The organism is Micromonospora sp. NPDC049139 (assembly GCF_055586845.1).
The window spans coordinates 121,787-135,621 of the sequence record NZ_JBVJHK010000013.1 but is presented as its reverse complement, the minus strand read 5'-3'; the positions used below and the strand labels follow the sequence as shown (position 1 = coordinate 135,621).

The following is a 13,835-nucleotide window of genomic DNA, read 5'->3' as shown; positions in this document are numbered from 1 at the left end:
TTAACATATACCGCACCCCCGGGCTTGTGGCAAGACCCCGGTCGTGGCGCACAATCGTCGGCCGAGCGCAAGAATCGGCACACCATGGGGGAATGCATGTTCGATGTGATCATCGCTGGCGGCGGCCCGACCGGCATGATGCTGGCGAGCGAATTGCGTCTGCAGGGCGTCAGCGTACTCGTGGTGGAGAAGGAGGCCGAGCTGCCGCCGTTCGTGCGGTCGCTCGGGCTGCACGCGCGCAGTATCGAGGTGATGGATCAGCGGGGGCTGTTGGAGCGGTTCCTTGAAAACGGCAAGCAGTACCCGATCCGTCCCGGCGAACCCCGGGGATTCTTCGCGGGCATCGAGAAGCCGGCTCCCACCGGGCTGGACACCGCCCACGGATACGTGCTCGGCATTCCGCAGACGGTCACCGACCGGCTGCTCGCCGAGCACGCGGCCGAAGTCGGAGCCGAGATCCGGCGCGGCTGTGCGGTGGTCGGGCTGGAGCAGGACGACGACGGCGTGACCGTCCACCTTGGGAATGGAACTGCAACGCCGTTGCGGGCGCGGTTTGTCGTCGGTTGCGACGGTGGGCGCAGCACGGTTCGAAAACTGCTCGGGGTCGGATTCCCCGGCGAGCCGTCGGAAATCGACACGCTGCTGGGCGAGATGGAGGTGACGGCGTCCCCGGACGACATCACCGCAGTGATGACCGCGGTGCGCAAGACCGAGAAGCGGTTCGGGATCGGGCCGTCGGGCAAGCCGGGGGTGTTCCGGGCCGTCGTGCCGGCGGAGGGCGTGGCCGAAGACCGCTCGGTGCCGCCGACGCTCGAGGAGTTCAAGCAACAGTTGCGCAGGTACGCAGGCACCGACTTCGGCGCGCACTCCCCCCGCTGGCTGTCGCGCTTCGGCGACGCGACCCGCCAGGCCGAACGCTACCGGGTCGGACGGGTGTTTCTGGCTGGGGACGCCGCGCACGTCCACCCGCCGATGGGCGGGCAGGGGCTCAATCTCGGGATCCAGGACTCGTTCAACCTGGGTTGGAAGCTGGCAGCGGCCATCAACGGCTGGGCGCCGGACGACCTGCTGGACAGCTACGAGTCCGAGCGGCATCCGGTGGCCGCCGACGTGCTGAACAACACCCGTGTACAGATGCACCTGACGACCAACGAGCCCGGACCGCAGGCGGTTCGGCGGTTGTTGGCGCAGCTGATGGACTTCGACGACGTCAACCGGTTCCTGATCGAGAAGATCACGGCGATCAGCGTCCGGTACGACTTCGGTGAGGGCCATGCCCTGCTCGGGCGGCGGCTGCGCGACGTCCAGCTCAAGCGTGGGCGCCTGTTCGAGCTGATGCGCACCGGCAGCGGGCTGCTGCTCGACCAGACGGGGCGGCTTTCGGTGGACGGCTGGGCCGACCGGGTCGACCACGTCGCCGACACCAGCGAGGAGTTGGACGTCCCGGCGGTACTGCTCCGGCCGGACGGGCACGTCGCGTGGGTGGGCGAGGACCAGCAGACGCTCGAGGTCGCGCTGGCCAAGTGGTTCGGCGCCACAAAAACTCCTGTGGCCGGGTGAGGGACGCTTCCGCCGGGGCCCTGGGCGTCACCCACCGACCCGTCGTTGTGGGACCGGGGCCGTGGTGGCCCCGGTCCCACAACGATCAGGAGGCGACCAGGTCGTCAATCTGGTTGATCGACGATGTGGCGCCCTCCACGACGCCCATGTCCAGCACCTGCTGAAGCGCCTCGGCGGAGGCGTACCTGCTCACGTAGGTCGCGCGGGTGCCGCCGTTGTGCTCGGTGAAGGTGTAGGCGTTCTTGGAGACCGGCAGTTCCGGCCTCGGGTTGAAGTCCAGGTCGGCGAAGCCGTCGTCGAAGGAGAAGCCCCTCGGCTCGTCGACGGTGGCGACCAGCCAGTATCCGGCGTGCTTGTCGCCCTCCGGGCCGGTCATGTAGTAGGTCACCCGACCGCCAGGCGTGAGGTCGTGGTCGACCACCGTCGCCGGGTAGGTCGGCGGTCCCCACACCTTCTCCAGTTGGCGAGGGTCGGCGTAGACCTGCCAGATCCGCTCTACCGGCGCGGCGAAGTCCGCGGTGATGGTCAGGGTCAGGTTGTCAAGGTCGTGCTGGACGTCGGTCACGGGCATGGTTCAGTCCTCCTGATCGGGGTCGGATGCGATGAGTACGTCGATGCGTGCGATGCGGCCACGCCAAACCTGTTCGAGCTCGGTGAGCATGGAGGCCACCGACCGCACCGCTTCCACGTCGCCGCTGGCCAACTGTTCGCGACCACTGCGTCGCTTGGTCAGCAGACCAGCCTTCTCCAGCACGGCGACGTGCTTCTGTACCGCGGCGAAGCTCATGTCGTACTTCGCCGCGAGTGCGGAGACGGAGTGCTCCCCGGTCAGCACGCGGCGCAGGATGTCGCGCCGGGTGCGGTCAGCGAGCGCGTGGAACAAGGCGTCCGCCCGGTCGTCGCTCTCCTCGGTCACGGACCGAATATACAACCGATCGGTTGCACGTTGTCAAGGCGTGACCCACCAGGCTGCCGCCCGACGACCCGAACGGGATCCTTGACGGCCCCCAACAGCGTGATTAAGGTCCGGGCCGTATTGACTTAGACGAACGGAGCCCCCATGCCCCTCAGCCGTCGTTCGCTCCTCGCGGGTAGTGCCCTTACTGGTGCCGCACTGGCAGTTGGCCACGGGGCGGTGACCGGCCCGGCCATGGCTCAGGGCGACCAGGAGCTCACTCCCACAAGTTTCGGTCCTGCCTCTTTGACCGCCGCCGTCCGGGGTGCCGCCGTCATCGGCAACAGCGTCTTCATCACCTCCCGGTTCAACACGCCCGAGGGGAAGATGCGGCTGGGCGAGTTCGACGTCAACACCGGCGAGATGCGCAGCATCGACGACCTCACCATCCCCAGCAACGGCGGGCAGAAGCTCGCCGCCGACGGCCGGTACGTCTACATCGGCCCCGCCGGCAGCGCGTACGTCTACCGGTTCGACCCGCAGACCAAGGAGCTGGCGGCCTGGGCCCGCGCCGGAGGCAGCACCACCTGGTACTACGACATGGTCGTGCACGGCGAGCACCTCTACATCGGCACGTACCCGGACTGCACCGTCAAGCGGATCCGCCTCGCCGACGCGACCATCGAGACGTACGGCCGCATCTCCACCTCCCAGTACGCGGCGGCCGTGGCGGTCGACGACGAGTACGTCTACGGCGGGTCGGCCGCGCCCGGCACACTGCTGGCCTGGCCGAAGGCCGGCGGCGCGCCCACCAACCTGACCCCGCACCTGAGCGCCTCCCCGGTCGGCATCCTCGACATGACGGTCTCCGACGGCGTCATCTACGTCGCCAGCGGCCGGCAGCTGATCTCCTTCGACCGCGACGGCTCCAACCGGGTCTCTCGGGACATCCCCGCCGAGGACCGCTACGTCGACCAGGTCACCGTCGGCAGCGACGGCAAGGTGTACGCGCTGACCCGACTCACCACCAACCTGTACGAGGTCACCGCCGACGGGCTCGTCAAGGTCGGCCAGCCCCTCGCCGACGTGGAGAACGCGCTCCTCGCCCCGCTGCCCGGCGGCGCCCTGCTCGGCGTCAGCGGGCTGGGGCACGTCTGGAAGGCGACGCCGGGCGGCACGGCCAGCGTGTGGCAGACCGCCACCCGCGGCTTCGGATACCCGGAGACCATCCAGTCGATGATGCGGCACACCCGGGGCACGATCTGGGTCGGCGGCCACTACGCGATGACCGTGCACCGCACCGAGGCCGGCACCAACGACCGGTTCGACATCAACGGCGAGGTCAAGACGATGGCCGAGGGCAAGGCCGGCGTGGTCTACGCGGGCCTCTACCCCAGCACGCAGATCGTGGCGGTCGACCCGGACAACTACGAGATCAGCGTGCTCGGCCTGCTCGGCAACGAGCAGCTACGCACCAAGCGGATCGTCGTGGACCAGCCGCGAAACCAGCTCATCGTGGCGTCCAGCCCGCAGACCACCAGGCACACCGGCGCGCTGACCTTCGTCGACCTGGCCACCAACACCTTCGACGCGCACCGCGAGTTCCTGCCCGAACAGAGCGTCATGGACGTGGTGGTGCAGGGCACCACCGCCTACATCGCCGGCGACACCTACGGCGAGGGCACCACCGGCCCGATCCGCAAGGTCGCGCAGGTCGCTGCCGTCGACATCGTCACCCGTACGCTGCTGTGGCGCGAGGAGATCAAGCCGGACTGGCAGTCGTACGAGAGCCTGCACGTCGTGGGCAACCTGCTCTACGCCATGGGCCGGCGCCCGCGCGGCGCCTGGTTCGCCTACGACCTGCACACCCGCACCATCGTGATGGAGGGCGACCTCGGCGGGTACGGCCAGTTCAACGGGGTCGACGGCCGGGTCTTCTCCTGGGTGCACTGGACCAACGACATCTGCGAGCTGCCGACCGTCCCGGGCGGCGCGGTGACCACGCTGTACGACAACGTGCCGCGCGGCTGGTACAACAACCCCGCGTTCCACTTCACCCCGGACGGCAAGTCGACCTGGGGCATGCACGGCATGGACCTGGCCCGCTTCCCGCTGCCCAAGAAGTAGTCCGAACCGGGCACGTAGACCGACCCGCCGCCGGACGCGACCCGGTAGGCGGTGCGATGGACGGGCCCGCCGGATCACGGCGGGCCCATCCACCAGAGGTTGCGATCTGGACGGAGACCTGTGCGGCACGAACGCCAGAACATCGAACCGGCGCCACCGCACGTACCGGACGGCGCCCGGCACACCGACGCCCGCCAACGTGCCGCCGTTCGGCTCGACCACGACTTTCCCTTCGACCCGAGCTACGGTCACCGCCTCGACCAGTTGCTCCGCATCCCGGCGCCAGCCGCACCCGCCGACTTCGACGAGTTCTGGCGCGCTCGATACGACGCCGCGCGGCAGGTCGCGACGGATCCCGTCATCGGCCCCCTGGAAGAGGAACGCGACGGCGTACGGATCTTCGGAGTCACCTACTCGTCCGTGGGCGGCGTCCGCATCGGCGGGTGGCTCGTGCTGCCTGCCGAGTCGGCGGGGCCGACCGCGACCGTCAGCGGCGTCGAGCACGGGTTCGTCATCGGCCACGGGTATGGCGGACGCCAGGAGCCAGGCCCCTCGGTACCACTGCCGTTGCCTCGGTCGGCGGCGATCCTTCCCTGCGTACGGGGCATGGGCGCGCGCAGCCTGCTGCCGGACATACCCGACCACGCCGACGGGCACGTGCTGCACGGCATCGACTCGCGTGACCGGTACGTCATCGGAGACTGCGTCGCCGACCTGTGGTGCGCGGCGTCGGCGCTGCTGCAACTGGTGCCGAGTCTCGACCTGCCCGCTGGCCCGCGCCTGGGCTATCTCGGCGAGAGCTTCGGCGGCGGCATCGGTGCCCTGGCCCTCCCCTGGGACGACCGCTTCGCCGCAGCCCGGTTGACCGTACCCACGTTCGGCAACCACCCGCTGCGGCTCACCCTCCCCTGTGTGGGCAGCGGTGAGTCCGTCCGCGCACACCACCGTGAACACCCCGAAGTGACGCAGGTCCTGCGATACTTCGACGCCGCCACGGCCGCGACGAGGCTGCGCATCCCGACACTGGTCGCGCCCGCCCTCTTCGACCCCGCCGTGCCGCCGCCGGGCCAGTTCGCCGTGCACAACGGCCTGGCCGGGCCGCGCGAGCTACACGTGCTGACCGCTGGGCACTTCCCGCACGCCGACAGCCAGACCGAGTACGAGGAACTCGTCGCGGCGAGCCAGCGCTTCTTCGGACAGCACCTCGGCGACAGGCCTTAGCTTGGGATCTGGTTACCCGGTGCCGTCGGACCGAGCAGATACGCGATGACGTCGGCGGCGGTGTAGTCGTCACCTCGGCGAGTCAGGTGCGGGAGGAAGGCCAGGTCTTGCCCGAGCGTCACCAGCGGTGGCTCGACGTAGCCGTCCGGCCGCCGCTGACCGAGCCCTACGGTGGCGACCAGCCCGTTGCACAGACACCGGCTGCCTACCGTGTCGTCGACCGACCCGCCCTTGCGTACGTACTCGTCGACCGGTTCCGCGGGGCAGCGGTATCCGACCCTGCCGTCCGGGCGGCGGTACGGCGTACGCAGGTATCCCAGATCGCAGTGGCGTGGCCGGTCGGCGTAGACCTGCTCGTCGGCTGCGGTGCCGGGCAGGTGAACCAGCTTGAACGGGAACCCCGTCGGGGAGGCCGTGGCATGGTTGCGTACGACGAGCGCGTTGCGGGCCGCGTCCCGCAGCATCCGTCGTCGGATGGCCGGGTCGAGGCCCGATTCGCGGCACAGCGCGAACGCGGTCCCTACCTGCACCCCCGCGGCGCCCGTGGCCCGGGCGGCGCTCAGCCGCTCCGGGCCGGTCTGCCCGCCGGCCAGCCAGAACGGCAGACCCAGGTTGGCCACCTTCGCCACGTCCAAGCGGTCCCGCGGCCCATACACGGGCTCGCCGTCGACACTGAGCGTCAGCGGGCCGCGGGGCCGGACGCTGTGCCCGCCGGCGGCCGGGCTCTCCAGCACGAAGCCGTCCGGACGGGTCCTCTCATCGCGGGCCAGGTAGGCGGCCAGCGTGGCGGACGACACGATGGCCAGCAGCCGCGGCCGCCGCAGCGGTTGGGACGCCTCGCCGAACAGGTCCCGCGGGTCGAAGGCGAGCTGGTGCTGCTCGCCGGGCGCGGCGGCGTCCACCGCGACCGACAGCCGCGCCGGGACGCCGGCGGCCAGGGCGTCGAGCAGGCGCGGTATCTCGGTGGGCAACCCGGCGCCCATCAGCACATAGTCGACGCCGGCCAGCATGGCGCCGTACACCGCCGCTGGCGTGGCCAGCTGGATCTTCTCCAGGTAGTTCACCCCGACCGGGCCGTCGTGGCCTTCCTTTGCCAGGAAGACCTCGACAAAGTTGGCGACCACCGACAGTTCCTGCCCGTGGTGCCCGGGCCGCAGCCGCAGCCGCGGCACCGGCCGGAACGGCTCGTCTTCGGGCCGCCCACCGGGCACGAAGTACCGGTCCAGTATCCGTTGCGCCACGGCCGGGACCGGGAAATGGCCGAGAGCCCGACGGATGTGACCGCCGTCGTCGCCGCGCTGCAGGCGCCGGGCCAGCAGGGCGTCGAGGGCGACGCCAGAGACCACACCGAGCTGCCCGGTGGCCGCCACCGCCCGCGCCAGCCGCCAACCGGAGATGCCGACCCCCATGCCGCCCTGGATGACGGCCGGAGCCGTCTCGCCGGCCATCAACGGTCCCGCCGGTTGGTGCCGCGTGTGAGCAACTGTTGCCGTAGCCGCCAGGCCCCGGGCAGCAGACCGGCCGCCAGCACCGCCTTGAGCACGTCCCCGATCAGGTAGGGAACAAATCCCAAGGCAAGCGCTCTGGGCAGGCCCACACCCGTCGCGACGGCCAGCCACGGCACGCCGACCAGGTAGATCAGCGTGTTGCCGGCCGCCATCATGCCGATGGTGCGCCACGGCCGTCGGTCCGCGCCAGCCAGGGCGAGCCGGCCGACGAGCGCGGCGGCGAGCACGAAGCCCAGCAGGTAGCCGAGAGTGGCGGTGCCGAACCCGGACGCGCCGCCGGCGAACCACGGTAGGCCGAATCCGCCGGCTGCGACGTACAGCAGCATGCTGACCGCCCCGCGGGTCGGTCCCAGCGCCGCCCCGGCGAGCAGAACGGCGAAGGTCTGCCCGGTGATCGGCACCGGTGACCCCGGCACCGGGAGCGCGATCTGTGCCGCGGCCCCCGTCATGGCGATAGCGCCGACGACCAGGACCACGTCACGCGGAACGGATCGGCCCCACAGATCCGCCAGCACTCCCGGGTTGCGGCGGTACACCGCCGCACCTGCCACGACTTCGGCCATCCTCGTCCCTCCTGCCGCCGCGTCCAGCTCGCGCGGGCGCCGTTTTCCAGCCCGCTCGTCCTGTCACGACCGGGACGCGCCGCCGCGCGGCGACCAGACCGGCAGCGACGGACGCGCTGTGCGAATCCTGCGGCGCATCAACTCGATACGGCAGGGCCGTAGGTCCCGCCCTCGGTTGCCGTCGCCCTCAGCTCGCCGAGCGCCACGACCGCCTCCGGTCCGCCTCGCTGACCGCTTCGCCACTGTCGGCGAGCGGGTCGGATCGGGCTCGATGCGAGGTCAAGCGGCCTGCTGAGGCGCTTCTCGGGCCGGTTCGGTGGCATGGTTGCTGGGTGCTCCACGCGTGCCCCACCGCCCGGCTCAACTGGTCAGGTGACGCGTCCCGGCAAGCAACCGGTTGACCGAACGCCATCCCGTACGTGGACAGGGCCGCCCGAATCCGGGAGATTCCTTCCGTACGCTCGGCCAGCTCGGCGGGCTGAGCATCACGTCCGAGCAGTGTCGCGGTCTCGACCCGAAGAATCGCGGCAATGTCCCGGATTGTCGACACCCGCTCCAAGGACCGCACCCCGCGCTCGACCTTGTCCACCCAGCTCTTGGATTTCCCCAGCCGATCCGCGAATGACTGCTGCGACAGCTTGCGCCGTGCCCGCAGGTACGCGACGCGCCGACCGATCGGAACCGAATCACCGGTCACGACGCCACCGCCGATCCGGCACAGCCCGAGTCGTTTCCTCGACCGGTATGCGCTCAGCCTCGGCCTGCTCCAGAATCCGCTTCTTGGCCGCCTCCTGCTCCGCTGCCTGGGTCCGCTCGCCAATCCCGTCGCCTGCGGTGTTGTCGCTCATCCCTGCCTCCGCAGTGCTTCCGCTCCTGCCTCATGTGGGATCTACTCTGGTGACCGCGCGACTACGCTCGGAAGCACCTCGATGCTTTCAGGACCTTTCACAGGGGATCTGATGGATGACCTCGGTGCGCAATTGAGGCAGGCTCGGATTGAGGCAGGCGTGACCCTGGCCTCCATCGCGACCCGTACCTGCTATTCGGCCTCGCACCTCAGCAACGTCGAAGCGGGACGCCGGACCGCGACGCCAGACATCGTGCTCGCATACGCGCGAGCGTTGGGAGAAGCGGACGTGAGACGCAGAGACCTCCTCGCCGCCGCCACCATCGGCCCGATCGCCGCCAACGAGTTGATCCGCAACGGCTTCACCGCCGCATTAGCCGGCCACCGCGACAGCGCCGACCGCTGGCGCGACCGCGTCGACCAGTACGGCCGTGACTACATGGAGATCGGCGCGGACTCCCTGCAAACACGGCTCGCGAGCGACCTCGTCGTCATGCAACAGCAACTCGACAGCCCGACCATGTGGGCCACCGCTGCCCGCGCCCTGACCACCTACGGCAAGACGACCAAGGACCCGACCGAGGCGATCGGCTGGTACCACACCGCCCGAGTCGCCGCCGACCGCTCCGACGACCTCGCCGTCCGTGTCTGGGTACGCGGCCGAGCCGCCATCGCCCTGGCCTACGAGGGCGCCGCACTCCCCGTCGCACAGCGCTACGCGGACGAAGCCATCGCCTTGTCCGACCGCCCGTCACTCGGCCGGCTCCAAGCACTGATGGCCCGCGCACACGTCGCCGCCGGACGAGGCGACACCGCCGCAGCCATCGCCGCCGACGAAGACGCCCAACGGGTCTTCGACCACACCGCCTCACCCGACGGCGAAATCTCCGACGCCGCCGTACCCGCCTGGCGCATGGCGACCTTCCGATCCATGCTCTACGCCCGCCTCGGGCTGATCCAACCCGGCGAACAGGCCCAGACCGACGCCGACCGCCTCCGGCCCACCTCGCTGACCCGCTTCGCCACCCACATCGAACTCCACCGCGCCCTCATGATGGCCAAAGCCGGCGACGGACCCGGCGGACTGGCACACGCCCGACGCGCATGGGCAGCACTACCGACCAACCGCCGCTCGCAAACCCTCGGCCTCGTTCTCCGCGAAATCGAGAAGGCCGCCCGACAGCGACACTGAACCACCAGAACACGACCCCTCGTTGTAAGTTCTGGGCGCATCGTCCGGCGGGATCCATCCGAGTCTGCGACCCCGGGCGACTGTCCGCGCCCGACGACGCTGCTGCCCACCGCGCCATGCATCGGCCCCGTCCAGCATGCCGAGGCCAGCCAGCAGCGCGTAGGGGGATCGCCCCGGGTCGACGCCGCCACACGTACGGCGACGACAGCGTGTCCATCGGTCGACTGACAGCCGCCGTCGGTCTCGCGGCCGTCCCGGCCGACACCTCCATCCCGCGACGATCGACCTGTAACCGCAGGCCGATCGGAGACGTGATGAAACCGACCCTGAGATTCCTCCGGCACCTCGTTGAGATGGTCGTCGCGATGACGGCCGGGATGCTCCTGCTCAGTCCCGTATGGAACGCCGCGTGGCCCGGTCTGCACGGGCGACCGGCCGCACACGCGCTCGTGATGGCCACCAACATGTCGGTCGGAATGGCGGCATGGATGCGCGTGCGGCGGCATGGCTGGCGCGCCATCACGGAGATGTGCGGCGCGATGTACGCGCCCTTCCTGCTGCTGCTGTTCCCCTACGCGGCGGGCATGCTCGATGGCGGGGCACTGATGTCGCTCGGCCACCTGTTGATGCTGCCGGCGATGACGCTCGTGATGCTGCGCCGCCGGTCCGAGTACACCCACGCGCACCCGCTTCCCACCCGGCTCATCCGGGTCGGTGTGCTCGTGGTGGCAGCTGTGCTGCCGCCGCTGCTGGTCGGTGCCGTGGTCGCGCGGTCCAACGCGAGCAGCGTCTACGCGCCGGCCTCGGCCCGCTCCGATCTCAGACCCGCTCCGTCTCCGTCCCACGACCCCGCCAAGCCGACCGCGGCCGTCGTCGTGGGTACCAGGGGCGCCAACGTGGCCGACGCCCTCGCGCCGTACGAGGTTCTCGCCGCGACCGACGCCTTCAACGTCTACACGGTCGCACCGGCACGAAGCCCCGTACCGCTGACGGGCGGGTTGGACCTGCTGCCCGACCTCAGCTTCGCCGACCTCGACGCACGGCTGGACGGCCGCCCCGCCGACGTGGTCGTGGTGCCCGCGATGCCCGACGCGTCGGAGCCCGCCGTGCTCGCCTGGCTGCGCGGTCAGGCCGGCCGAGGCGCGGTGACACTGAGCGTCTGCTACGGCGCGAGGGTAGCCGCGGCGGCCGGAATCCTCGACGGGCACGAAGCCACCTCGCACTGGTTCCACCTCGGCGGGCTGAAAAGGTCCCATCCGTCGGTGTCCTGGCGGAACGGCGTCCGGTACGTCGATGACGGCGCCGTCGTCAGTACGGCCGGCGTGCTGTCCGGCGTGGACGGAACGCTGCGGGTGGTCGAACGGTTCCTGGGCACCGACAGGGCCCGTGCCGCCGCGACGGCCGTCGGCTGGACGCACTACGTCCCCGGTTCTCCGGCGCCGCTGCCCGTGCAGCGGTTCGGTCCCGGCGACGCGGTGGCGGGGCTCAATCTGGCCTTCCGCTGGGACGTGCCCCGGGTCGGCGTGCTGCTGACCGACGGGGTCGGCGAGGTGGAGTTGGCGTCCGTGTTCGGCTCCTACACCGAGGCCACGTATGCCGCCCGCACCGTCACGGTCGGCCTCACCCACTCGCCCGTCCGCTCGCGTCACGGGCTGACCTTCGTACCGCGGGAGAGCGTGGTCGACCGGCCCGCACTCGACCGCCTGCTGGTCCCCGGGGTCAACGCGGCCGCCCACTCCGGCGGCGACGTGCTGGCCGTGGCGGCCGCGACCGGCCTGACCCCGGAATATCCGCACCGTGACGGCGGCTTCGCGTTCGGCGCCGTCCTACGCGACGTGGCCGCCACCACCGATGTTCCGACCGCCGCCTGGCGCGCGAAGTTGCTCGAGTACCCGGCCGGGGAGCTGGATCTGGCTGGCCCCTCCTGGCCTTGGGCGACGACTGTGCGCCCGCTCGTACTGGCCCTGGTTGGCCTCGTGCTCGGCCTGGTCGCGCTGTGCGTCGCCCGGCCGTGGGCGGACCGCCGACGCCGAGAACGGCACGTCCGTCCGTCGACGTCGAGTGAACCGTCCCTGACGGCCTGACGCCTTCCTCGTCGCGGTGCGGCGCTCTCGGGCGTCGCACCGCGACGACCTGACCTCGGAAGACCAGCGACTCGCGGCGGTGGCCTGGAAGGGGGCGAGACAAAGCCTACGGGCTGGCCAGGAAACCGCGCGCCATCGCGGTCGTGACCGCCGCGGTTCGGTCGGCCACGTCGAGCTTGCTGAACACCCGGTACATGTGGGTCTTGACGGTCGCCTCGGAGATGAACAGGGCCCGGCCGATCTCCGCGTTCGTCAGACCCTGGCTGACCAGGCGCAACACCTCGATCTCACGCGCCGACAGGCCCGGGCCCGCCGGGGTGCGGACCTGCTGCACGAGCCTCGACGCCACCGAAGGCGCGAGGACGGTCTCGCCACGGGCGGCCGCCCGGATCGCCGCCGCCAACTCGGCGCGGGACGCGTCCTTGAGCAGATAGCCGGCCGCGCCCGCCGAGACGGCGCGGACGATGTCCGTGTCGGACTCGTACGTCGTCAGCACCACCACCCTCGCGCCGCCCGGGCCCGCGAGGATCCGCTCGGTCGCACCGACCCCGTCGAGCCCTGGCATGCGCAGATCCATCAGCACGATGTCGGGCGTCGCCTCAGCCGCGAGCGCGACGGCCTCTTCACCCGACGCCGCCTCGCCGACCACGGCGAGGTCGTCCTCAGCCTCGATCATCCCGCGCAGACCGTCCCGGACCACCGGATGGTCGTCTACGAGCAGGATGGTGATCACGCCGGCACCTCCAGCTGGATCCGCGTGCCCTCCGGTCCGACATGGATGTCGAGCGCACCGTTGACCTGATCGGCGCGGGCGCGAATGCCCGCGAGCCCGAAGCCGCCGGACGGCCCGCCGGGGTCGAAGCCCCGGCCGTCGTCGGTGACGACAAGGCAGACGGCCCTCTCGGCGTACGACAGCAGGAGCGTAACTCGCGACGCCTCAGCGTGTCGGCGGACGTTGGTGAGCAACTCCTGGGCCGCCCGCACCAGCACGACCTCGACGGCGGTCGGCAACGGTCGCACGGCGCCCTCGGTGTCGTGCTCCGCTTCGATCCCGGTCTCCTCGCGGAGGCGGACGACGAGCCCACGGAGCGCCTGTTCGAGAGTACCGGCACCGAGCGCGGGCGGCGTCAGGGTAGCGACCATCGCCCGCGACTCGGCCAGGTTCTCGCGGGCTGTGCGGACGGCGAGATCCAGTCGGCGACGTACCGCAGCGGGGTTCTTGTCCAGATCCGTGTCCGCGGCCTGAAGCAGCGTGATGATGCTCGTGAAGCCCTGGGCGAGCGTGTCGTGGATCTCGCCGGCGAGCCGGGTGCGCTCCGCGGTCACACCGGCCTCGCGGGACAGGCGGGCGACCTCGGCGCGGCTGTCACGCAACTGCTCGATGAGCTCGGCGCGCTCGCGGCTACGCCGGACAACCGCGTGGATCCACAGGCCGAGACCACCGGAGAGCAGCGCGCCGCCGACCGCCATCGGGATGAAGTGGATCCGCACGTGGGAGGTGACACCCTCGTTCTGGATCACGACGACCGCCGGCATGGCGTTGACGACGACGCACAGCACGATCGCCGGGTAGGGCGGCAGCAGCAGGAACATCAGCGGGCAGAGCAGGAAGAGGACAAAGCTGCTCGGCGTCGCGCCCAGTAGTGCCACCTCGAACGCGGCGAGCAGCGCAGCCAGGTAGGCGACCAGGCGCCAGCCCGTCGTGCTCGCGGCGATGAGCCGGCGCCCGAACGTCAGGTGCAGCACGGCGATCACGGCGACGGCGCCCTCGGCCTGCAGCCGGCCGGCACCGGGCGCGTCGGCGACCGCGACGACGACGAGGGTGAGCAACAGGACCC

At 70.7% G+C, this 13,835-nt stretch carries 13 protein-coding genes; 5 read left to right on the top strand and 8 right to left on the bottom strand.

Annotation, left to right across the window (positions count from 1 at the left end):
* Positions 1-96: 96 nt before the first annotated feature.
* On the top strand, positions 97-1,560 hold the full coding sequence (rox, locus tag ACZ6Q9_RS21735) for a rifampin monooxygenase (protein ID WP_393458400.1): 1,464 nt from the start codon (positions 97-99) through the stop codon (positions 1,558-1,560).
* Between the two features lie 85 nt (positions 1,561-1,645).
* Here the strand turns inward: rox and ACZ6Q9_RS21730 are convergent, their stop codons facing one another.
* A complete protein-coding gene (locus ACZ6Q9_RS21730) occupies positions 1,646-2,131 on the bottom strand; it encodes an SRPBCC family protein (protein ID WP_393267225.1) in 486 nt (161 codons plus the stop codon).
* Between the two features lie 3 nt (positions 2,132-2,134).
* Complete coding sequence (locus tag ACZ6Q9_RS21725; RefSeq protein WP_393267222.1) at positions 2,135-2,476, bottom strand: ArsR/SmtB family transcription factor; 342 nt, start codon at positions 2,474-2,476, stop codon at positions 2,135-2,137.
* Positions 2,477-2,761: 285 nt separating this feature from the next.
* Between ACZ6Q9_RS21725 and ACZ6Q9_RS21720 the strand changes: the two genes are divergently transcribed.
* Both ACZ6Q9_RS21720 and ACZ6Q9_RS21715 read left to right on the top strand, forming a co-directional pair.
* A complete protein-coding gene (locus ACZ6Q9_RS21720; RefSeq protein WP_393458403.1) occupies positions 2,762-4,582 on the top strand; it encodes a hypothetical protein in 1,821 nt (606 codons plus the stop codon).
* A gap of 120 nt (positions 4,583-4,702) precedes the next feature.
* Positions 4,703-5,803: an acetylxylan esterase gene (locus tag ACZ6Q9_RS21715; protein WP_393458406.1), complete on the top strand. Its 1,101-nt coding sequence runs from the start codon at positions 4,703-4,705 to the stop codon at positions 5,801-5,803.
* On the opposite strand, the gene ACZ6Q9_RS21710 is transcribed toward ACZ6Q9_RS21715, so the two are convergent.
* The 4 genes from ACZ6Q9_RS21710 to ACZ6Q9_RS21695 form a co-directional block, all read right to left on the bottom strand.
* Positions 5,800-7,251: a nitronate monooxygenase gene (locus ACZ6Q9_RS21710; RefSeq protein WP_393458409.1), complete on the bottom strand. Its 1,452-nt coding sequence runs from the start codon at positions 7,249-7,251 to the stop codon at positions 5,800-5,802. The two genes, ACZ6Q9_RS21715 and ACZ6Q9_RS21710, sit on opposite strands and share 4 nt — an antisense overlap.
* A complete protein-coding gene (locus tag ACZ6Q9_RS21705; protein WP_393458412.1) occupies positions 7,251-7,874 on the bottom strand; it encodes a biotin transporter BioY in 624 nt (207 codons plus the stop codon). The genes ACZ6Q9_RS21710 and ACZ6Q9_RS21705 overlap by 1 nt, the downstream gene beginning before the upstream one ends.
* A 187-nt stretch (positions 7,875-8,061) precedes the next feature.
* Positions 8,062-8,571 carry a helix-turn-helix domain-containing protein gene (locus ACZ6Q9_RS21700; protein ID WP_393458415.1) on the bottom strand — a complete coding sequence of 170 codons (510 nt, stop codon included), beginning with the start codon at positions 8,569-8,571 and terminating at the stop codon, positions 8,062-8,064.
* Positions 8,561-8,722, bottom strand: coding sequence for a hypothetical protein (locus ACZ6Q9_RS21695; RefSeq protein WP_393267208.1), 162 nt, complete (start codon positions 8,720-8,722; stop codon positions 8,561-8,563). The genes ACZ6Q9_RS21700 and ACZ6Q9_RS21695 overlap by 11 nt, the downstream gene beginning before the upstream one ends.
* 111 nt (positions 8,723-8,833) lie before the next feature.
* Between ACZ6Q9_RS21695 and ACZ6Q9_RS21690 the strand changes: the two genes are divergently transcribed.
* Both ACZ6Q9_RS21690 and ACZ6Q9_RS21685 read left to right on the top strand, forming a co-directional pair.
* Positions 8,834-9,913, top strand: a complete 1,080-nt coding sequence (locus tag ACZ6Q9_RS21690; protein ID WP_393458418.1) for a helix-turn-helix domain-containing protein — start codon at positions 8,834-8,836, stop codon at positions 9,911-9,913.
* A gap of 314 nt (positions 9,914-10,227) precedes the next feature.
* Positions 10,228-11,997 (top strand): DJ-1/PfpI family protein, encoded by a 1,770-nt coding sequence (locus tag ACZ6Q9_RS21685; protein ID WP_396830037.1) that lies wholly within the window; start codon positions 10,228-10,230, stop codon positions 11,995-11,997.
* A 106-nt stretch (positions 11,998-12,103) separates the two neighbouring features.
* On the opposite strand, the gene ACZ6Q9_RS21680 is transcribed toward ACZ6Q9_RS21685, so the two are convergent.
* Together ACZ6Q9_RS21680 and ACZ6Q9_RS21675 are read right to left on the bottom strand one after the other, a co-directional pair.
* Positions 12,104-12,730 carry a response regulator gene (locus ACZ6Q9_RS21680; protein WP_393458424.1) on the bottom strand — a complete coding sequence of 209 codons (627 nt, stop codon included), beginning with the start codon at positions 12,728-12,730 and terminating at the stop codon, positions 12,104-12,106.
* Positions 12,727-13,752, bottom strand: a complete 1,026-nt coding sequence (locus ACZ6Q9_RS21675) for a sensor histidine kinase (protein ID WP_396830036.1) — start codon at positions 13,750-13,752, stop codon at positions 12,727-12,729. Before ACZ6Q9_RS21675 ends, ACZ6Q9_RS21680 begins: the two co-directional genes overlap by 4 nt.
* Between the last annotated feature and the right edge of the window lie 83 nt (positions 13,753-13,835).

Bases quoted from the DNA above. Each gene is read 5' to 3' on its own strand.
- rox (WP_393458400.1), top strand. From the start codon at position 97: ATGTTCGATGTGATCATCGCTGGCGGCGGCCCGACCGGCATGATGCTG.
- ACZ6Q9_RS21730 (WP_393267225.1), bottom strand. From the start codon at position 2,131: ATGCCCGTGACCGACGTCCAGCACGACCTTGACAACCTGACCCTGACC.
- ACZ6Q9_RS21710 (WP_393458409.1), bottom strand. From the start codon at position 7,251: ATGGCCGGCGAGACGGCTCCGGCCGTCATCCAGGGCGGCATGGGGGTC.
- ACZ6Q9_RS21705 (WP_393458412.1), bottom strand. From the start codon at position 7,874: ATGGCCGAAGTCGTGGCAGGTGCGGCGGTGTACCGCCGCAACCCGGGA.
- ACZ6Q9_RS21695 (WP_393267208.1), bottom strand. From the start codon at position 8,722: ATGAGCGACAACACCGCAGGCGACGGGATTGGCGAGCGGACCCAGGCA.
- ACZ6Q9_RS21690 (WP_393458418.1), top strand. From the start codon at position 8,834: ATGGATGACCTCGGTGCGCAATTGAGGCAGGCTCGGATTGAGGCAGGC.
- ACZ6Q9_RS21685 (WP_396830037.1), top strand. From the start codon at position 10,228: ATGAAACCGACCCTGAGATTCCTCCGGCACCTCGTTGAGATGGTCGTC.